21 protein-coding genes are annotated in these 18,502 nt (G+C 39.1%); 18 read left to right on the forward strand and 3 right to left on the reverse strand.

From position 1 onward, the window contains the following. Positions 1-785: helix-turn-helix domain-containing protein (locus tag K4Z77_RS05730; protein ID WP_224218742.1), on the reverse strand; the 785-nt coding region annotated here is incomplete at its 3' end. A 294-nt stretch (positions 786-1,079) separates the two neighbouring features. Between K4Z77_RS05730 and rpsB the strand changes: the two genes are divergently transcribed. The 4 genes from rpsB to K4Z77_RS05750 all read left to right on the forward strand — a co-directional run bounded on the left by rpsB (position 1,080) and on the right by K4Z77_RS05750 (position 5,489). After that, positions 1,080-1,859: a 30S ribosomal protein S2 gene (gene rpsB / locus K4Z77_RS05735; RefSeq protein ID WP_000268470.1), complete on the forward strand. Its 780-nt coding sequence runs from the start codon at positions 1,080-1,082 to the stop codon at positions 1,857-1,859. Positions 1,860-1,937: 78 nt separating this feature from the next. Beyond that, positions 1,938-2,978 (forward strand): translation elongation factor Ts, encoded by a 1,041-nt coding sequence (gene tsf / locus K4Z77_RS05740; RefSeq protein WP_064276829.1) that lies wholly within the window; start codon positions 1,938-1,940, stop codon positions 2,976-2,978. Positions 2,979-3,251: 273 nt separating this feature from the next. Further along, on the forward strand, positions 3,252-3,386 hold the full coding sequence (gene rpmH, locus K4Z77_RS05745; protein WP_000831905.1) for a 50S ribosomal protein L34: 135 nt from the start codon (positions 3,252-3,254) through the stop codon (positions 3,384-3,386). Between the two features lie 138 nt (positions 3,387-3,524). After that, positions 3,525-5,489: a peptide ABC transporter substrate-binding protein gene (locus K4Z77_RS05750; protein WP_224218743.1), complete on the forward strand. Its 1,965-nt coding sequence runs from the start codon at positions 3,525-3,527 to the stop codon at positions 5,487-5,489. A gap of 91 nt (positions 5,490-5,580) precedes the next feature. Here K4Z77_RS05750 and K4Z77_RS05755 read toward each other — a convergent pair whose 3' ends face one another. Together K4Z77_RS05755 and K4Z77_RS05760 are read right to left on the reverse strand one after the other, a co-directional pair. Beyond that, on the reverse strand, positions 5,581-7,425 hold the full coding sequence (locus K4Z77_RS05755; protein WP_224218744.1) for an APC family permease: 1,845 nt from the start codon (positions 7,423-7,425) through the stop codon (positions 5,581-5,583). 299 nt (positions 7,426-7,724) lie between these two features. Continuing rightward, positions 7,725-8,057: a helix-turn-helix domain-containing protein gene (locus K4Z77_RS05760; protein ID WP_101786139.1), complete on the reverse strand. Its 333-nt coding sequence runs from the start codon at positions 8,055-8,057 to the stop codon at positions 7,725-7,727. A gap of 144 nt (positions 8,058-8,201) precedes the next feature. On the opposite strand from K4Z77_RS05760, the gene K4Z77_RS05765 reads away from it, so the two are divergent. The 14 genes from K4Z77_RS05765 to K4Z77_RS05830 all read left to right on the forward strand — a co-directional run bounded on the left by K4Z77_RS05765 (position 8,202) and on the right by K4Z77_RS05830 (position 18,502). Continuing rightward, the gene (locus K4Z77_RS05765; protein WP_101786137.1) at positions 8,202-8,648 is read left to right on the forward strand and encodes a hypothetical protein; all 447 of its coding nucleotides are present in this window, start codon (positions 8,202-8,204) and stop codon (positions 8,646-8,648) included. 58 nt (positions 8,649-8,706) lie between these two features. Further along, entirely contained in the window at positions 8,707-9,660 is a 954-nt protein-coding gene (locus K4Z77_RS05770; RefSeq protein WP_101786134.1) for a hypothetical protein, read from the forward strand. A 192-nt stretch (positions 9,661-9,852) separates the two neighbouring features. Continuing rightward, positions 9,853-10,266, forward strand: a complete 414-nt coding sequence (locus K4Z77_RS05775) for a LuxR C-terminal-related transcriptional regulator (RefSeq protein WP_101786132.1) — start codon at positions 9,853-9,855, stop codon at positions 10,264-10,266. Positions 10,267-10,413: 147 nt separating this feature from the next. Beyond that, the gene (locus tag K4Z77_RS05780; protein WP_101786130.1) at positions 10,414-10,779 is read left to right on the forward strand and encodes a hypothetical protein; all 366 of its coding nucleotides are present in this window, start codon (positions 10,414-10,416) and stop codon (positions 10,777-10,779) included. Between the two features lie 19 nt (positions 10,780-10,798). Then, positions 10,799-11,365 (forward strand): hypothetical protein, encoded by a 567-nt coding sequence (locus K4Z77_RS05785; RefSeq protein ID WP_101786128.1) that lies wholly within the window; start codon positions 10,799-10,801, stop codon positions 11,363-11,365. Positions 11,366-11,601: 236 nt separating this feature from the next. Beyond that, complete coding sequence (locus K4Z77_RS05790; protein ID WP_101786126.1) at positions 11,602-12,453, forward strand: rolling circle replication-associated protein; 852 nt, start codon at positions 11,602-11,604, stop codon at positions 12,451-12,453. 50 nt (positions 12,454-12,503) lie between these two features. Continuing rightward, positions 12,504-12,713 (forward strand): DNA-binding protein, encoded by a 210-nt coding sequence (locus tag K4Z77_RS05795; RefSeq protein WP_084917505.1) that lies wholly within the window; start codon positions 12,504-12,506, stop codon positions 12,711-12,713. A 63-nt stretch (positions 12,714-12,776) separates the two neighbouring features. After that, a complete protein-coding gene (locus tag K4Z77_RS05800) occupies positions 12,777-13,916 on the forward strand; it encodes a tyrosine-type recombinase/integrase (RefSeq protein ID WP_224218745.1) in 1,140 nt (379 codons plus the stop codon). 139 nt (positions 13,917-14,055) lie between these two features. Beyond that, positions 14,056-14,826 (forward strand): TatD family hydrolase, encoded by a 771-nt coding sequence (locus K4Z77_RS05805; RefSeq protein WP_224218775.1) that lies wholly within the window; start codon positions 14,056-14,058, stop codon positions 14,824-14,826. After that, complete coding sequence (gene rnmV, locus K4Z77_RS05810; RefSeq protein WP_049541055.1) at positions 14,826-15,392, forward strand: ribonuclease M5; 567 nt, start codon at positions 14,826-14,828, stop codon at positions 15,390-15,392. Before K4Z77_RS05805 ends, rnmV begins: the two co-directional genes overlap by 1 nt. A gap of 65 nt (positions 15,393-15,457) precedes the next feature. After that, on the forward strand, positions 15,458-16,330 hold the full coding sequence (gene rsmA / locus K4Z77_RS05815; RefSeq protein WP_004255823.1) for a 16S rRNA (adenine(1518)-N(6)/adenine(1519)-N(6))-dimethyltransferase RsmA: 873 nt from the start codon (positions 15,458-15,460) through the stop codon (positions 16,328-16,330). Position 16,331: 1 nt separating this feature from the next. Continuing rightward, positions 16,332-17,210, forward strand: a complete 879-nt coding sequence (rsgA, locus tag K4Z77_RS05820; RefSeq protein ID WP_224218746.1) for a ribosome small subunit-dependent GTPase A — start codon at positions 16,332-16,334, stop codon at positions 17,208-17,210. 10 nt (positions 17,211-17,220) lie between these two features. Then, on the forward strand, positions 17,221-17,877 hold the full coding sequence (gene rpe / locus K4Z77_RS05825; protein ID WP_224218747.1) for a ribulose-phosphate 3-epimerase: 657 nt from the start codon (positions 17,221-17,223) through the stop codon (positions 17,875-17,877). After that, entirely contained in the window at positions 17,840-18,502 is a 663-nt protein-coding gene (locus tag K4Z77_RS05830) for a thiamine diphosphokinase (RefSeq protein WP_224218748.1), read from the forward strand. The genes rpe and K4Z77_RS05830 overlap by 38 nt, the downstream gene beginning before the upstream one ends.

Genomic DNA, 18,502 nt, shown 5'->3' on the forward strand with positions numbered 1-18,502 from the left:
AAGAAATCTTTATCCGCTTGGTGAAGAGTGTTCTTGATATCATAGAGATGTTTGGTAACCTCAAGGGCGGTTTTATTATCCAGTAGTCTAGCGAAGATAAAGTTACAGAAAGAGAGATTGAAGGTGAGTAGGACTTTACCTCCCATCCTGCCCATAACGGTGTCCATTTCCAGCCAAGAATTCAGTTGCTTAAGAGCCAAATAATTTAGGAAATCCTCGTAGGAACGGCCTTTTTTGGCTTCTTTAGGGATGGAGGGTAGCTTACTTTTTCTTCTTTCTTTAAATTTAACGGCTCTGGCTAGGTCAATAGGAGCGATAGATAGGTATCCTTTTCGGATGTGTCGATAGACAGTTGAGGAGCTGACATCAAGGTTGTGAGTTTTGAGGATATGATAGATGTGTTGTCCCTTTTTAACACCATCAGAAATGATTTTATCCATGTCCCAGAAGGTCTTGGAATTGAGAGGAGTTCCTTCACGAGCTTCTACAAGAGTTTGTTCGTATTGTTTTTGAGCTTGTTTAGCGAGGTATAAGATTTTCTGATAGCCACAATTCTGTCTTCTTTTAGGGCATCCATTACAGACAAAGGGAGCCTTATCGAGTAAAGGGCAAGGAAGGTTATGGCATGTAGACTCTCGGACTTGTCTGTTTCGTTTGACTTCTTTGGAAACAGTAGTCGGGTCTTTTAGAATGGATTGTCCAATAGCTTTGAAGGTTTCACCGCGCTCTAAGCCTAATTGGATATCATTACGGTCTGAGAGGGTAAGGTGTTTATGTTTTGTCATAGTAGATCTCATTTCTAACTCAAACGTCTCACACTTAATTCCACCATAAAAATCCGTTTTAGACTAATTTCCACTTTGGTCAGGTGAGTGGAAGTTACTTTGAGAAGTTACCCCGTGATAATCTCTATTAAAAATTATATCAAAATAGCTTGAAAATATTGAAAAAGTATGGTAAAATGAAACTTGTCGTGTGAACGATAATACTCATTCTTGATGAATTGTGAAGCAGTTGCCCTTGGGTCGTTTTGCGAGTTGAAGTCAAGAAGAGGAAAAAAACAAAAAGGAGAAATACTCATGGCAGTAATTTCAATGAAACAACTTCTTGAGGCTGGTGTACACTTTGGTCACCAAACTCGTCGCTGGAACCCTAAGATGGCTAAATACATCTTTACAGAGCGTAACGGAATCCACGTTATCGACTTGCAACAAACTGTAAAATACGCTGATCAAGCATACGACTTCATGCGTGATGCAGCAGCTAACGATGCAGTTGTATTGTTTGTTGGTACTAAGAAACAAGCGGCTGATGCAGTTGCTGAAGAAGCAGTACGCTCAGGTCAATACTTCATCAACCACCGTTGGTTGGGTGGAACTCTTACAAATTGGGGAACAATCCAAAAACGTATCGCTCGTTTGAAAGAAATTAAACGTATGGAAGAAGATGGAACTTTCGAAGTTCTTCCTAAGAAAGAAGTTGCACTTCTTAATAAACAACGTGCACGTCTTGAAAAATTCTTGGGTGGTATCGAAGACATGCCTCGTATCCCAGATGTTATGTACGTAGTTGACCCACATAAAGAGCAAATCGCTGTTAAAGAAGCTAAGAAATTGGGAATCCCAGTTGTAGCGATGGTTGACACAAATACTGATCCAGATGATATCGATGTAATCATCCCAGCTAACGATGACGCTATCCGCGCTGTTAAATTGATTACAGCTAAATTGGCTGACGCTATTATCGAAGGACGTCAAGGTGAAGATGCAGTAGCAGTTGAAGCAGAATTTGTAGCTTCAGAAACTCAAGCAGATTCAATTGAAGAAATCGTTGAAGTTGTAGAAGGCGACAACGCTTAATTCATATAAATAGTAATTACCTAGGAGGGCGGGGCTTAGCCCGGCTCTCCTATTTTTAAAAAATATAGGAGAATCAAAATGGCAGAAATTACAGCTAAACTTGTAAAAGAGTTGCGTGAAAAATCTGGTGCTGGTGTTATGGACGCTAAAAAAGCGCTTGTAGAAACAGACGGTGACATCGAAAAAGCGATTGAATTGCTTCGTGAAAAAGGTATGGCTAAGGCAGCTAAGAAAGCTGACCGTGTTGCTGCAGAAGGTTTGACTGGTGTTTATGTTAACGGTAATGTTGCAGCAGTTATTGAAGTAAATGCTGAAACTGACTTCGTTGCGAAAAATGCTCAATTCGTTGAATTGGTAAATACTACAGCTAAAGTCATTGCTGAAGGAAAACCTGCTAATAATGAAGAAGCACTTGCTTTGACAATGCCTTCAGGTGAAACTCTTGAAGCTGCATACGTATCTGCAACAGCAACTATCGGAGAAAAGATCTCATTCCGTCGCTTTGCATTGATTGAAAAAACAGACGCACAACACTTTGGAGCATACCAACATAATGGTGGCCGTATCGGTGTTATTTCTGTAATCGAAGGTGGAGACGAAGCACTTGCTAAACAAATTTCAATGCACATCGCTGCTATGAAACCAACAGTTCTTTCATACAAAGAATTGGATGAGCAATTTGTTAAAGATGAGTTGGCTCAATTGAACCACGTAATCGACCAAGACAACGAAAGCCGTGCAATGGTTAACAAACCAGCTCTTCCACACTTGAAGTATGGATCAAAAGCACAATTGACTGATGAAGTAATCGCTCAAGCTGAAGCTGATATCAAAGCTGAGTTAGCTGCAGAAGGAAAACCAGAAAAAATCTGGGACAAAATTATCCCAGGTAAAATGGATCGCTTCATGCTTGACAACACTAAAGTTGACCAAGCTTACACACTTCTTGCACAAGTTTACATCATGGATGATAGCAAGACAGTTGAAGCATACCTTGAATCAGTTAACGCTTCAGTAGTTGAGTTCGCTCGCTTTGAAGTTGGTGAAGGTATCGAAAAAGCTGCAAACGACTTTGAAGCTGAAGTTGCAGCTACAATGGCAGCAGCCTTGAATAACTAATTATAGAAAGGAAGTAAATTTGCCAATGTCATTAAGTTAGTGATCTAACTACTTGAATAGGAGGTGTGATTGAGATCATCAAAGTGATTCTCTATCCTATCTTCTATTTTTTTGCATAACAAATAAAGGTTTTTNCATTCGAAAAAGCTGGAAACATTTGCCTAGAGCTATTGACAAAAGTGAAAGAATCAGATAGAATAGTAAAGTATGTTTAGTAACTGATCACTTTATAGCCGGCTAAACGAATACAAAATCTATGAGGAGGTATTCATCGTGAAACGTACTTATCAACCAAGTAAACTTCGTCGTGCGCGCAAACACGGATTCCGTAACCGTATGTCAACTAAAAACGGTCGTCGCGTATTGGCAGCTCGTCGTCGTAAAGGACGCAAAGTTTTGGCTGCATAATCCAAACGAACCATAACAAAAATCAGTAGGAACTCGAGTCTACTGATTTTTATTTTTGTAAAAAAGTTCAAAAAGACTTTATATTTTTGCTCAAATGGTGTATAATATTTCACATACTGTAAAAAATGGAGAATAATCATGAAGAAATCAAAAGTTATGCTTTTTGGAGCTATGGCTTTGACAGCAGGTCTAGCTCTAGCGGCATGTGGGTCATCCCAATCAAGCAATGCAGATAAGACATACTCTTATATCTTTGTCAGTAACCCTGATACCTTGGATTACATTACCTCTACACGAGACTCTACATCTAGTATCACAACCAACTTGATTGATGGTTTGTTGGAAAATGACCAGTATGGCAATCTCATTCCCTCTATGGCTGAGTCATGGACAGTGTCAAAAGATGGCTTGACTTACACTTATAAGATCCGTCAGGGAGCTAAATGGTACACTTCTGAAGGAGAAGAGTATGCAGATGTAACGGCTCATGACTTTGTGACAGGTCTCAAGTATGCGGCTGATAAAAAGGCTGAAAACTTGTACTTGGTACAAGACTCTATCAAGGGTCTGGCAGACTATGTTGAAGGACAATCATCCGATTTTGGAACTGTTGGTGTTAAGGCAGTGGATGATTACACTCTACAATACACTCTCAACCAACCTGAGACTTATTGGAACTCTAAAACAACAGCAAGTATCCTTAATCCTGTAAATGAAGCCTTCTTGAAGTCTAAGGGAGATGACTTTGGAAGTGTGACACCATCAAGTATCTTGTCAAATGGTCCGTACTTGTTTAAATCTTTCTCATCAAAATCTTTGATTGAGTTTGATAAAAACCCTAATTACTGGGATAAGGATAATGTTAAAATTGAGAAAGTGAAACTCTCTTTCTTTGACGGTTCTGACCAAGACAGCATTGCTAGAGGTTTCTTGGATGGTAACTATACAGATGGCCGTATCTTCCCAACAAGTTCAGTCTTTGCTGAACTCAAGAAGGGCAATGAGGACAAGATTACCTACACACCACAAAACTCAGTTACTTTCTATTATCTTTTCAACGTCAATCGTCAAAGCTACAAGCAGACTATGAAACAGTCTGATAAGGAAAAGACAGATTCACGCGCAGCTATGCAGAATAAAGATTTCCGTCAGGCTATCAACTTTGCCTTTGACCGTCATGCTTATGCAGCACAGACAAATGGTGAAGATGGAGCAGACCGTATCTTGCGTAACACGGTTACACCAAGTAACTTTGTCCAAGTTGGCGATAAGAACTTTGGTGACATTGTCAATGAGAAAATTGTCAACTACGGTAAAGATTGGGCAAATATCAACCTAAACGATGGTAAGCAAGCCTTCTTGAACCCTGACAAGGCCAAAGAGAAGTTTGCTAAGGCCAAAGAAAGTCTGCAAGCACAGGGAGTAACCTTCCCAATTCATTTGGATATGCCAGTTGACCAGACTGCTAAATTAGATGTGCAACAGGCTGGTTCCTTCAAGCAAACAGTAGAAACCACTCTTGGTAAGGAGAATGTAGTCATCGATGTTATCCAACTTTCTCCAGATGAAAAAGACCAAGCAACCTACTTTGCAGATACAGCAGAACAAAAAGACTACGATATCGACATTTCAGGATGGGGTGGAGACTACTCAGATCCGAAGACTTATCTAGCTATCCTTGATCCAGAGACAGGTTCTCAGTTGAAAAACATGGGCTTGTCTGAAGGAAAAGACAAGGAAGTCAAGGATAAGATTGGTCTTTCTGACTATAAGAAACTCTTGGATCAGGCAGATGCGGAAATCACAGATACTCAAGCTCGCTATGAAAAATACGCTGAAGCCCAAGCTTGGTTGACAGATAGTGCCCTCTTCCTACCAGTTCAAAGTGGCGGAGCCAACCCAATCTTCCGTAAGACTGTACCGTTTACAGGCCCATTCTCATTTGTTGGTCATAAAGGAAATGCGGACAACTACAAATATGTTGAATTGCAAAAAGAGCCAGTAACTGCTAAACAGTACCAAGAACTCTACGAAAAATGGCTGAAAGAAAAAGCTGAGTCAAATAAAAAAGCTCAGGAAGATTTAGCTAACCACATTCAATAATATTCCTAGTCATGCTTTTCAGTTAAGCATAGTGGCTGGATTCAGAAAAAGGCTCTACCAGACGCTTCTTGGTTCTGGTAGGGCCTTTTATTTATTCTTTTAAGTGATAGGAGTAGCTAGCGACAACGACATCTTGGTGCCAACGGAGGGCGTATTTGAGTTTGAGGCTCATTTGATTGTGTAGGATATTTTGCCAAGGTTTATTAGGGATAAACTGGGGTACCAGGACAGTGACTGTATAGTTCTTTTTCTGGGCATCCTCAGAGATCCGTTTGACATACTTAACAGTAGGGGTGATGATGTCGCGGTAGCTGGTTTTGATATTTTTCAGAGTAATGGTTGGGAAGTAATCGGCAAATTCTTGGAGAATTTCTTGATCTTTTTCTGCTGTTTCCTTAGTAGAAATGTGCATGGCTAAGACTTCATCACCAATACTTTGAGCGTAGTTAATGGCTCCAACACTTACACGGGTGACATTCCCTACTAGGACGAGAACTAGATTTCCATCGTAGGTACGTTTTTCGATGCCTTCATATAGTCGTAGTTGTTGGGCCACTTTTTGGTAATGACTGTGAATCGCCAAGAAGAGTAGGGTGAGTACGAGAATAATCGGGAAGAAAGGCCAGATATCACTGAGACGGAAAAAGAGCAGGATCAACACGATAGCGTAGCAAATGATAGCTCCAAGGATATTGGCAAGGGCAGGTTTTAAGAAATTTGCCCCTTTTTCTTTTTTCCAATGGCGAATCATCCCAGTCTGAGAAAGGGCAAAGGGAACGAAGACCCCGATAGTATAAAGAGGAATCAAACGTTCGGTATTGCCATTAAAAATGAGAAGAAGAATCATAGCACCAAAAGCCAGAGTTAAAATTCCATTAGAGTAGCCTAGGCGATCTCCTTTTTCCATAAAGAGATGGGGCATGTATTTGTTTTTAGCCATATTGTAAGCCAGCATAGGAAAGGCTGAGAAGCCGGTATTTGCAGCTACGGCCAAAATCAAGGCTGTGGAGAATTGGAAGATATAATAGCCAAGGTGGCCTAAGAAGGAAGTACCAAGGATACCTTGAGCCATCTGTGAAAGAATAGTTTCTCCGTGTTGAGGCATGATCCCCATCCAGTAGTTTAGGAAGGTGATACCAGCAAAAAGAAAACCTAAAATCAGTGACATAATGGTCAAGGTCTGAGCTGCATTCTTTTCTTTTGGAGCCTTGAAAAAGGGAACGGCATTTGAAATAGCTTCAACCCCTGTTAGAGAGGCAGAGCCGCTGGTGAAGGCTCTTAGAATGAGAACGATAGACAGACTCGGTACAGCATGCCCAATAGGAGAAGTCGCCTGATAGCTGAGAGTACCTGTCATTAGTTGAAAGATTCCATAGAGTAAGAGAAAGACAGTACTGATGATAAAGAGATAGACAGGAATCATCAGTGAACTGGCAGATTCTTTCAACCCCCGTAAGTTCAAGAGCATGAGCAAGCAAACTAGAAAAATGGAGATATGGAGGTTGTAAGGGTGAAGGGCAGGGAGGGCTGCTGTGATAGCGTCAGCTCCAGATGATACAGATACCGCCACAGTCAGCATGTAGTCAACCAGCAGACTACCTCCAGCAATCAAGCCTAGCTCGGGCGATAGATTTTCTCGAGTAACCATATAGGCCCCTCCCCCTTGAGGGTAGGCGTGGATGATTTGACGGTAGGAAACAGTCAGACTGGCTAGGAGTAGGAGGACAAAAAGGCCGATAGGAAGGCTCCACCATATAGCAAGTGGAGAGAGACTAGCCAAGACGAGGACTACTTGCTCAGGCCCATAGGCAATGGAAGATAGAGCGTCGCTTGATAACATGGCTAAGGCCTGCATTTTTCCCAGCAGACCTCCCTCGCCTTCTGTTAAGGACTTAAGAGGACGGCCTATAAAGGTCTGTTTTAATTTTGTAAACATGGTATTTTCCTTTTCTGAAAATTTCAATAAGTGCTATTATACTGCTTTGGGAAAATAGCGTCAAGAGACGACGATGGATTTTAGAATATTTTGTACAGATGAGGAGAGAGGGCAGTTTTTTGGTATAATAGAAGATAGAAAACGAGGTTAGAAGAGATGATTTTTGATACACATACTTAGAGTGTTTGGAGTACAGTTTAAGGACACATGACATTATAGAGACACAAATTAACCATAAAACTAACCAAAGGAAAGATAAAGTAGCATACAAAAAGAGGAATTCATTGAGAGTTCCTCTTTTAATCTATATTTTTGACAATTTCATTGAACAAAGAAATGATTTTTAATTTTTTTGTGTGTGATAAATCTGAGATGTTGTCAATCAATGTAGTGATGGGGACGGAATTATTTGAAAGTGGGAAATTAAAGAAGTCTTCTACGGTCATGCCTAAAGCTGTAAGAACCTTTTCAAGTGTGTGTATTTTAAAATCGTATTTCATATTCTCTATGTTTTGTATTGCCTTAACACCTAGTCCGGCTTGATTAGATAATTGTTCTTGGCTAAGATTCTGTTCTTTTCGACATTCTCTTATACGCTCTGCTATGTATTTTTGTAATTGATTAGCTTCCATCCGTAATTTCCTCTTTTGTACTATTCTACTATCCTTTATATGATTTTTTAAGTACAATTAACTATCTAAAAAAACAATATAGTATAGCGTAATGTACCTTTTTGTGTTAAAATAGATAAAAAACAATACAATTGGAGTAGTAATATGACAGAAGAAATAGCTGTGTATAAATTACAAGAATGGGATATGGGAAATGGTGAGAAGAAATATTCTCAGCTAGGTAACTTAGAAGCTCACTATCATTTTGCAAAAAATAATGGTGGAAAAGTTTTATTTACGACAAAATCGAAGTTGTACCAGAGAAATGTTGATTATGTGTTACTAATATTACCAAATGGAGAATACGGATTTCTTTCTAAAATTATTGAAAAAGGGACATATCCTAAACTGCCAGAAGATTCCTCGTATATGGTTCCAACAGAGTGGAGAAATATAAATGAAAAAGTAGAAAAACAGTCCAATTTTAATTGGATTGCCTTGGAAGTTGTTTCAAATATCATTGAAGATATTGAGAATATACCTGAGATGCCTAGTCCACAGTACATGAAAAAAGAGGAATTTCAAAAATATCTAAATAGCATAGATTATTAAGAAATAAACTCAGGTTTTGCTAATAGAATGGATACTAAAATCAAGGAGGATAAGATATATGAGAAAGAAGAAAAACGAAGAAGGTAAAAAGGATAATAAGAATGGCAAGAAAACTAAAAAATTTAGTTTAGTGAAAGTCATATTACTTACGATTGTTATATTGGGAATCTTTGCTGCTGCAGGTATAAGTATATCTAATTATTTTTCCGAAAATTCATCAAGTGATAATTTATTTGATAAGAAGTGGGGTTCAGTAGGGCTTAAAACTAGTGTTTGGGAATTTTCAGGTTCAGAAAAATTAAAAATTGATTATATGCTAAAAAATAATGAAGTATTTAATTATGATGTAACTATTCATGATTCATATTCTGATTTTAAAAATATCACAAAAACTAAACTTTCGGAAGAAGATATCGTCAAATCATTTAAGAAAAATTTCGAGATATTAAAAAATAGTGATATCAAAAAAGAAGATTTGAAGTTTATTTCATTACTTGATAATAAAGACCAAGAACGTTACGGAAGAATCCTGTATAAGATAGATCAACATAAGATGGTATATCTTGATATAATTGGTGAGAATACATCTGTACCATATGAGTTAGTACCATTAGTAAACACAAAAATTAGCGGAACTTATCGTGTTACGAAGGTTTATGGAACTAAAGGCTCTGTGGAAGAAGATCAAAAAAATATAGATAGATTACCTAATATTAAATTTTCAAGTGATAGAATTATTGTAGGAGATAAGGTGATTTATTTAACTTCATATGAGTCATTTACTAATACTGTTAAGGATTTGAAAACAAAAGAACAAATTATCGCAATCATGGAAAGTAGAGGATATAAGATAAAGGATACAGAAAAAATATATGTTGATTTAGATAGAGTGCAATTCTATATCCCGGTTGAAAATGGTAAGAAAGTATTCATAGGATTTTTGAAGAATGATACCTCAAATAAAGAAAATAACGCAGTAATGGAACTAGAAAAAGTAGAACTAAAAGAATAATTGAATAAAAAAGACAAATAGCATATAGATTTGGCTCTAAAAAATAGCAGTTATACGATTTTGTATAACTGCTATTTTTTTTATACATCTGACTGTTTCTATCTAAAATGACTACTAAGTTTTTTCCACTGGCGATAGCGTGAAGAGACAAACTCTGTATAGTTGGTAAACCCTAGCAGGAGGTACCAACATATGGTAGATTTAAAAAAAGTAGAACAACGTAGAGAAGAAGCGATTCAAAGAGCTATACTTACTGACGATTGGAAAAAGGTAGATAACTTATTAAACCAGTCTTATGAGAATTTATGTAGAAAAGATAGATCGTACGGTCTGTGTAGTTTAGACAGTAGTTCAATTGCTAAAGGTTCTTTATTAGATACGATAGCAGATTATAATGATCCATTGTCGCTCTTAATTAAAAAAGAAGAAATTGCTATTATAAAGGATGCTATTGAGAAGATATTGAGTGAAAGAGATAGAGAAATTCTACATGGAGTGGTTGAAGGTAGATCGTACTCAAGTCTTGCAAAAGAAGTTGGACTTAGTGACAAAACTGTCAAAAAACACTATGAGCGCATTATAGATACTCTACGAAAAGAATTATAAATTTAAAATTTCATCCGAATTCTGGTGAAATTTCTCCTTATAGATAAGGAGGTGTAATTTTAAATGTTGTTATCTGTAATCGTCACAGTGTTTATTTAATTAAAAGTAGATGATTTACTTTTAAATTTAGAAAATAGGTTTTAAGTTATGGCACTTAAAAATTTATCACATTTCACAGAGTTCAATGCTCAGTTGTTTCTTTCTCACAAAGAGTTACGCTTTATTTCCGCTACAAGGTGGATAGAAAGAAGTGAGACTGGTCCAGAAATTGAAAAAGGAATAAAGGTTTCACTTCTCATTTACAAAGATAATAGTGAATACCAGAACGAAAAAACTAATCTCGGAGAGCAACTTACTGTAAAAGTTCCACATGCATCGTTGAAGGATTATGACTCGTTTCAACCAATGCTCACAGCAGTAGAAATTGTAGGCATTGAGAAGGCAGTTGTGTACGGAGAGTATCGTAATCAGCTTAGTTTGACTGCAAAAGTCAATGAAGTCGTCGAACTATAAGACTATAAAGGAGATCAATATGCCATCGTTTATCGAGGAAATACCTACGAAGGTTTTTGAAGGTATTAAGGAAGTTTATCACCTATGTAGTAGAAAACTTCAGGAGTACCAGAGGAAAGTCCAAGTTGAAGAAAAGCAAAAAAACTGGGATAGATTTATAGTTACTACGCAAAACGCACTCGTAGAATTAGTGAAAGAAAATATTCAAGAAAATCAGTTTGTTTATACACTAGCTCCGATTTATGAGGATCAGGAAGTTGATCAAATTGATGGAAGCAAGTCAATTCAGAGAGTGCATGTAGCAGATGAAAGAGTTCCTATATGTGCAATTGATAACTATGGGATTCGAGAATTTGGAGCAAGATGTGTAGTTTTCCGGTTTCAAGTGTTTGGAGAGATAGATTCAGATGTTCTATTAAGAATAAAGGATACTTGGATCTTTTATTTGCACAAATATGCTCTTCATGGTCTTGCTGATCTATATGTAAAGCATGGGTTACGCTATCTAGTATTCATCATATGTAATGAATCAGATAAACGAACGATTAAAGGGGCGTTGTTCAAATTGAAACATCCGTGGTCTTAGATGGTTAAATTCTTTATGCCGTGAAAGTTGTTGATAATAGGCTAAGATAGATTAGACTGGTTGGGGCGGTGCGGTCGAACTTTGTTCGCCGTGCCGACACAATCAGTTTTATAATCTTAGGGTCCCTATTGTCAATAAATCATGGAATAAATCTGAATTTAATCATCAATAGTGCGACGCCTTAACTTGATAAGCGTCATACAAAAGCACAAAACATATTTTTATAGGTATAAAACATGGAACGAATAGAACTTGGTAAAATTGTAAAAAGTTACGTGTATGGTAATACGCTTGAAATGACAACCGCTAACGGTCAACAAGAACAAACTATCAAAGTGATAGAAGGCAAGCGTTACGTAAATCTTGAGACTGGAGAAATTCATGAAATGGATACTTCTGGTAGTACACGACTTGATAATTTGAAGTCTACTAAACAGACTATGAAAAAAATACGCCGCCTAGTGGCTCACAATTTTACGGGAGGTATCAACCAGCTATGGATAACATTGACTTATAGAAAACATGTAACAAATCCTCAAGAAGTCTATCACGATTTCAAGTCATTTATTCGTCGTTTTAGAAAAAAATACGGTCATGTTGAGTACATTACGGTAATCGAACCACAAGCAAGTGCAAGATGGCACCTACATGTTCTAATGAAGAATGATACTACTTTATCAGTTCCTAATGATATATTAGCTAATATTTGGGGGAAAGGGTTTACCAAGACCAAGCGCTTGAGAAGGGCAGATAAAGTTGGGAACTATTTGATAGCCTACCTATCAAATTTACAAATCGGAGACGAAAGCTCAGATAAGAAATCAACAGTAAAAGGGGCACGCTTATATATGTATCCAAAAGGGATTCGTATTTATCGTACCAGTAGAGGAATTGAAAAGCCTTTGGAAATTACAACAACAAAGGGTGAGCTTATGGAAACTTATAAGATTAACAGTCCTCCGACATTTTCTCGTACCACAAAACATGAAACTCCTTATGGTGTGAAAGAATATACAACGGAGTTTTACGATAACATAAAAAGCCTGTCAGATACTTTTAGCGAGGCAACTGACAAGCTAAGTAGGTGATAAAAGAAATTGTCTCTTATCATCCCTATTATATCAAAATAGGAGAATTTATGGAAAATATATATAAAAGTAAGAGAGGGATTGCGGAATTATTTGATATTCCACTAAAAACCCTAAACAATGATCTAACAGAGATGCGACGAAATAAAAAATTCCAAGGATACATTTTAAAGCCTTCTCATAAGAGGGTCTATATAGATGTTGAAGGCTATAAGGAATTTTTGCAGTATAAACAAAAGAAATATGAGGAAGCTATGTAGTTATGTTATAATTAAGCTATGCTACATAGCTTTCCTTTGCTTTAAAAAGTACAAGGAGAAAAAATGTTTTTTAAAGAATTGGATAATGGGAAATACCGTTATTATGAAAAATTCTATCATGAACGAGAGGAAAAGTGGAAACAAGTCTCTGTGACTCTAAAATCAAAATCTAGAGTTTCTCAAGCAGAAGCAAAACGTCGTTTAGCGCTAAAAATTGAAAAAATCCTAACCGCGCCTACAAAAGAGGAAGTTGAAAAGAAACAACTAGAAGAAAAAAATTTTAGTCAACTATTGGATGAGTGGAAAACGATTCGTTCCAGTGAGATAAAATCTTCTAGTTATCGAAGTGAGATGAAAAGTTTAGAACTTTTCATGGAAACAGTAGGAAATTTGAGAATATCAGATTATACTACTCAGCTAGTTCAAACATATCTAATGAATTTGAATGTTCAAAATTCAACGAGAAAAAATCGAAAGATATATTTGAATGGTCTCTTTAATTATGCTGTAAAGGTCGGATATATTTCTGATTCTCCAGTTAAAGGGGTGGTAATTCCGAAGCAGAAAGCGGACTATGAGAAGTTGCAAAAAGCTAAGGATAATTTCATTAGTAGAGAGGAACTAGGACAGGTTTTATCGTATTGTGAAAGTCACAATAAAGATAAGCGTTATGCTTTGGCAATGGAATTTATCTTTTTAACTGGTCTTCGTTTCGCAGAATTTATAGGGGTTCGCTATCAAGATGTAAACTTCAAAGCGAATCTTTTAACAATTGATCATACTATAGATTATGTTGCTCATGGATATGATGAGAGAATCTTACAGACAACGAAAACAGTAGGTTCTGTAAGGACGATAGTACTAAGTGAACGTTGCTTGGAAATTATCGAGTACTTTCGTAGTAACTGTTTTGATGAGGAGTTCATCTTTGTGACTGAGCAGGGTAACATTATGAGACAGCCTTTGTTATATAGATTTATCAAAAATATTTGTGAAGCAGTGTTAGGTGGACACAGATCCTATAATATTCACATGCTTAGACATTCGCATATTAGTTTGTTGGCTGAACTAGGAATACCCATAAAGGCTATTATGGAGCGAGTTGGACATAGAGATGAATCTATCACTTTAAAGATCTATAGTCATGTAACAAAAAATATACAGGATGAATTGAGAGAGAAACTTAATCAAATTCATCTGTAGATGCTAACCATAGAACTAACCAAGCACTAACCAAAGTGAATAGAAACTAGAGGAAATATAGGGAAGTATAGAAGAGAGAAAGTCTTTTCTTTTGGTAGTTAAAGAACATTGAGGAAAGAGAAGGAAATATAGTTTGGATATTTTTGATACACATACACACTTGAATGTAGAAGAATTTGCAGGTCGTGAGGCAGAAGAAATTGCCTTGGCTGCGGAGATGGGTGTGACACAGATGAATATTGTTGGTTTTGATGAACCAACGATTGAACGTGCTTTGGAGTTGGTGGATGAATATGATCAACTTTATGCGACAATAGGTTGGCATCCGACAGAGGCAGGGACTTATACGGAGGAAGTCGAGGCTTACTTGTTGGATAAGTTAAAACATCCCAAGATTGTTGCCTTGGGTGAGATTGGTTTGGACTACCATTGGATGACAGCGCCCAAAGAAGTGCAGGAGCAGGTTTTTCGCCGTCAGATTCAGTTATCTAAGGACTTGGATTTACCTTTTGTGGTCCATACCCGTGATGCGCTGGAAGATACCTATGAGATTATCAAGAGCGAGGGAGTTGGTCCTCGTGGTGGCATCATGCATTCTTTCTCAGGAACTCTTGAATGGGCAGAGAAGCTTGTCGAGCTTGGTATGACTATTTCCTTTTCAGGAGTGGTGACTTTTAAGAAGGTAACCGATATCCAAGAGGCGGCTAGAGAACTTCCTTTGGACAAGATTTTGGTGGAAACGGATGCGCCTTATTTGGCTCCTGTTCCTAAACGTGGTCGCGAAAACAAAACAGCCTATACTCGCTATGTAGTAGATTTTATCGCGGATCTGCGTGGCATGACGACAGAAGAGCTGGCGGCAGCAACGACTGCAAATGCAGAGCGCATTTTTGGATTGGACAGTAAGTAATGAAAGAGAAAATTTCCCAAGTTATCGTGGTTGAAGGTCGCGACGATACGGCCAATCTTAAACGTTATTTCGAGGTAGAGACTTATGAGACTCGAGGTTCTGCCATCAATGACCAGGATATAGAGCGGATTCAGCGTATACACCAACGCCATGGAGTCATTGTCTTTACAGACCCAGATTTTAATGGGGAGCGGATTCGGCGCATGATTATGACGGCTATTCCAACAGTTCAACATGCCTTCCTCAAACGAGATGAAGCTGTTCCTAAATCCAAGACCAAGGGGCGGTCTCTAGGGATTGAGCATGCCAGCTATGAAGACCTGAAAACGGCTCTAGCTCAGGTGACAGAACAATTTGAACATGAGAGCCAGTTTGACATCAGTCGTAGCGACTTGATTCGCCTTGGTTTTCTAGCAGGGGCAGATAGCCGTAAGCGACGAGAATATCTAGGAGAGGCTCTCCGAATTGGCTATTCCAACGGCAAGCAACTCCTCAAACGCCTAGAGTTGTTCGGGGTCACCTTGGCAGAAGTGGAGGAAGCTATGAAATCTTATGAGAACAGCTAAGCAGACCCCAAAATACAAGGGGAATGTGTTACAATAGTAGTAACAGATAATAGAAAAGAGAATAGATGAGAATTGCAGATTATAGCGTGACCAAGGCAGTGCTGGAGCGTCACGGTTTTACCTTTAAAAAGTCCTTCGGGCAAAATTTCCTGACGGATACCAATATCCTTCAAAAAATCGTGGATACGGCTGAAATTGATGACCAGGTCAATGTTATCGAAATCGGGCCAGGTATTGGTGCCTTGACAGAATTTTTGGCTGAGCGTGCAGCTCAAGTCATGGCCTTTGAGATTGATCATCGTTTGGTGCCAATTTTGGCAGATACCCTGCGTGATTTTGATAATGTAACAGTGGTCAATGAGGACATTCTCAAGGTTGATTTGGCACAGCATATCCAAAATTTTAAAAATCCTGACCTGCCAATCAAGGTAGTAGCTAACTTGCCTTACTATATCACGACGCCTATTCTCATGCACTTGATAGAGAGTGGCATTCCTTTTAGTGAGTTTGTGGTCATGATGCAAAAAGAAGTGGCGGATCGTATCTCAGCCCAACCTAACACCAAGGCTTACGGTAGCTTGTCGATTGCGGTTCAGTATTACATGACAGCCAAGGTTGCCTTTATCGTGCCGCGTACGGTCTTTGTACCAGCGCCAAATGTGGACTCAGCCATTTTAAAAATGGTGCGTCGTCCAGAGCCAGCCGTAGCAGTGGAAGACGAGAATTTCTTCTTTAAGGTTTCCAAGGCTAGTTTCACCCATCGTCGCAAGACCTTGTGGAACAATTTGACAGGTTACTTTGGCAAGACTGAAGAAGTCAAGGATAAATTGACCAAGGCCTTGGACCAAGCAGGTTTGTCACCGAGTGTTCGTGGGGAAGCTCTTAGCTTGGCAGAATTTGCCAGTCTAGCAGACGCACTTAAAGGGCAAGGACTCTAAGATGCAGGGACAAATCATTAAAGCCTTGGCAGGGTTCTACTATGTGGAGAGTGAGGGTCAGGTATATCAAACACGGGCGCGTGGGAATTTCCGTAAAAAAGGCCATACCCCCTACGTTGGGGATTGGGTAGATTTTTCTGCGGAGGAAAATTCAGAAGGCTATATTCTCAAGATTCACGAACGGAAAAACAGTCTGGTCCGTCCGCCTATTGTCAATATTGACCAAGCTGTGGTAATCATGTCCATCAAGGAACCTGATTTTAACAGCAACTTGCTGGATCGGTTCTTGGTTCTTTTGGAGCACAAGGGCATTCATCCCATCGTTTATATTTCCAAAATGGATTTGTTGGAAGATAGAGGAGAATTAGATTTTTATCAGCAGACCTATGGTGACATTGGCTATGACTTTGTGACCAGTAAAGAGGAACTCCTGCCCTTGTTGACAGGAAAGGTTACGGTCTTTATGGGCCAGACGGGTGTTGGGAAATCAACTCTTCTCAATAAAATCGCACCAGACCTCAATCTTGAAACAGGAGAAATCTCAGACAGTCTAGGTCGCGGGCGCCATACTACTCGAGCTGTTAGTTTTTACAACCTCAATGGGGGTAAAATTGCAGACACGCCAGGATTTTCATCCTTGGACTATGAAGTATCAACGGCGGAAGACCTTAATCAGGCCTTTCCAGAGATTGCTACTGTCAGTCGAGACTGCAAATTCCGTACTTGTACCCATACCCATGAGCCGTCTTGCGCAGTCAAGCCGGCTGTAGAAGAGTGTATCATTGCGTCCTTCCGTTTTGACAACTACCTGCAATTCCTCAGTGAGATTGAAAATCGCAGAGAAACCTATAAAAAAGTCAGCAAAAAAATTCCAAAATAAGGAGAAACCTATGTCTCAATACAAGATTGCTCCGTCAATTCTGGCATCAGATTATGCCAACTTTGAACGTGAAATCAAACGTCTAGAAGCAACTGGGGCAGAATACGCCCATATCGATATTATGGATGGTCATTTTGTACCGCAAATCAGTTTTGGTGCAGGTGTGGTCGAGAGTCTGCGTCCTCATAGCAAGATGGTCTTTGACTGCCACTTGATGGTGGCGAATCCTGAACACCACTTAGAAGATTTTGCGCGCGCAGGTGCAGATATCATCAGTATCCATGTAGAAGCAACACCCCATATTCATGGCGCCCTCCAAAAAATTCGTTCTCTAGGGGTCAAACCTTCAGTCGTTATCAATCCTGGCACACCAGTTGAAGCCATCAAGCACGTCCTTCATCTAGTTGACCAAGTCTTAGTCATGACAGTGAACCCAGGCTTTGGTGGGCAAGCCTTTCTACCAGAGACCATGGATAAGGTCCGTGAGTTGGTTGCACTTCGTGAGGAAAAAGGTTTGAACTTTGAGATTGAAGTGGATGGTGGGATTGATGATAAAACTATTGCCCAAGCTAAAGAAGCTGGTGCGACCGTTTTTGTAGCAGGTTCCTATGTCTTTAAGGGAGATGTCAATGAGCGAGTACAAACTCTCAGAAAACAACTGGACTAGGGTTGCTGTTTTTGCAGGAGGAGACCGCGGTCATTATCGGACGGACTTTGATAGCTTTGTCGGTGTGGATCGAGGCTCGCTCTGGGTCTTGGAGGAAAAACTACCTCTTGCTCTAGCAGTCGGAGATTTTGATTCTGTGACGGAAGAAGAGCGACAGGTGATTCAAAAACGTGCCCAGCATTTTGTCCAAGCCCGACCAGAAAAGGATGATACAGATCTGGAATTGGCTCTCTTAACCATCTTTGAGAAAAATCCTCAGGCTCAGGTCACTATTTTCGGTGCTTTGGGTGGCCGTATTGATCACATGCTGGCCAATGTTTTTCTTCCTAGCAATCCCAAGTTGGCGCCTTATATGCGCCAGATAGCGATTGAAGATAGGCAAAACTTGATTGCCTATTGTCCAGAAGGAACTAGTCAGCTACATCCCCGTTCAGACTACGACTATCTAGCCTTTATGCCAGTTCGGGATAGCCAGCTGACCATTCTTGGAGCCAAGTATGAGTTGACAGAGGAAAATTTTTTCTTTAAAAAAGTGTACGCTTCTAACGAATATATAGATAGGGAAGTTTCGGTGACTTGCCCAGATGGCTATGTGGTCGTGCTGCATAGCAAGGACAGGAGGTAG

The sequence above is a fragment of the Streptococcus mitis subsp. hohhotensis genome, assembly GCF_020089495.2.
GTDB lineage: Bacteria > Bacillota > Bacilli > Lactobacillales > Streptococcaceae > Streptococcus > Streptococcus hohhotensis.

What these genes read in the sequence shown, in the direction of transcription:
- rpsB (WP_000268470.1), top strand. Translation starts at nt 1,080, where the DNA reads ATGGCAGTAATTTCAATGAAACAACTTCTTGAGGCTGGTGTACACTTT.
- tsf (WP_064276829.1), top strand. Translation starts at nt 1,938, where the DNA reads ATGGCAGAAATTACAGCTAAACTTGTAAAAGAGTTGCGTGAAAAATCT.
- K4Z77_RS05750 (WP_224218743.1), top strand. Translation starts at nt 3,525, where the DNA reads ATGAAGAAATCAAAAGTTATGCTTTTTGGAGCTATGGCTTTGACAGCA.
- K4Z77_RS05755 (WP_224218744.1), bottom strand. Translation starts at nt 7,425, where the DNA reads ATGTTTACAAAATTAAAACAGACCTTTATAGGCCGTCCTCTTAAGTCC.
- K4Z77_RS05760 (WP_101786139.1), bottom strand. Translation starts at nt 8,057, where the DNA reads ATGGAAGCTAATCAATTACAAAAATACATAGCAGAGCGTATAAGAGAA.
- K4Z77_RS05765 (WP_101786137.1), top strand. Translation starts at nt 8,202, where the DNA reads ATGACAGAAGAAATAGCTGTGTATAAATTACAAGAATGGGATATGGGA.
- K4Z77_RS05770 (WP_101786134.1), top strand. Translation starts at nt 8,707, where the DNA reads ATGAGAAAGAAGAAAAACGAAGAAGGTAAAAAGGATAATAAGAATGGC.
- K4Z77_RS05775 (WP_101786132.1), top strand. Translation starts at nt 9,853, where the DNA reads ATGGTAGATTTAAAAAAAGTAGAACAACGTAGAGAAGAAGCGATTCAA.
- K4Z77_RS05780 (WP_101786130.1), top strand. Translation starts at nt 10,414, where the DNA reads ATGGCACTTAAAAATTTATCACATTTCACAGAGTTCAATGCTCAGTTG.
- K4Z77_RS05785 (WP_101786128.1), top strand. Translation starts at nt 10,799, where the DNA reads ATGCCATCGTTTATCGAGGAAATACCTACGAAGGTTTTTGAAGGTATT.
- K4Z77_RS05790 (WP_101786126.1), top strand. Translation starts at nt 11,602, where the DNA reads ATGGAACGAATAGAACTTGGTAAAATTGTAAAAAGTTACGTGTATGGT.
- K4Z77_RS05795 (WP_084917505.1), top strand. Translation starts at nt 12,504, where the DNA reads ATGGAAAATATATATAAAAGTAAGAGAGGGATTGCGGAATTATTTGAT.
- K4Z77_RS05800 (WP_224218745.1), top strand. Translation starts at nt 12,777, where the DNA reads ATGTTTTTTAAAGAATTGGATAATGGGAAATACCGTTATTATGAAAAA.
- rnmV (WP_049541055.1), top strand. Translation starts at nt 14,826, where the DNA reads ATGAAAGAGAAAATTTCCCAAGTTATCGTGGTTGAAGGTCGCGACGAT.
- rsmA (WP_004255823.1), top strand. Translation starts at nt 15,458, where the DNA reads ATGAGAATTGCAGATTATAGCGTGACCAAGGCAGTGCTGGAGCGTCAC.
- rsgA (WP_224218746.1), top strand. Translation starts at nt 16,332, where the DNA reads ATGCAGGGACAAATCATTAAAGCCTTGGCAGGGTTCTACTATGTGGAG.
- rpe (WP_224218747.1), top strand. Translation starts at nt 17,221, where the DNA reads ATGTCTCAATACAAGATTGCTCCGTCAATTCTGGCATCAGATTATGCC.
- K4Z77_RS05830 (WP_224218748.1), top strand. Translation starts at nt 17,840, where the DNA reads ATGAGCGAGTACAAACTCTCAGAAAACAACTGGACTAGGGTTGCTGTT.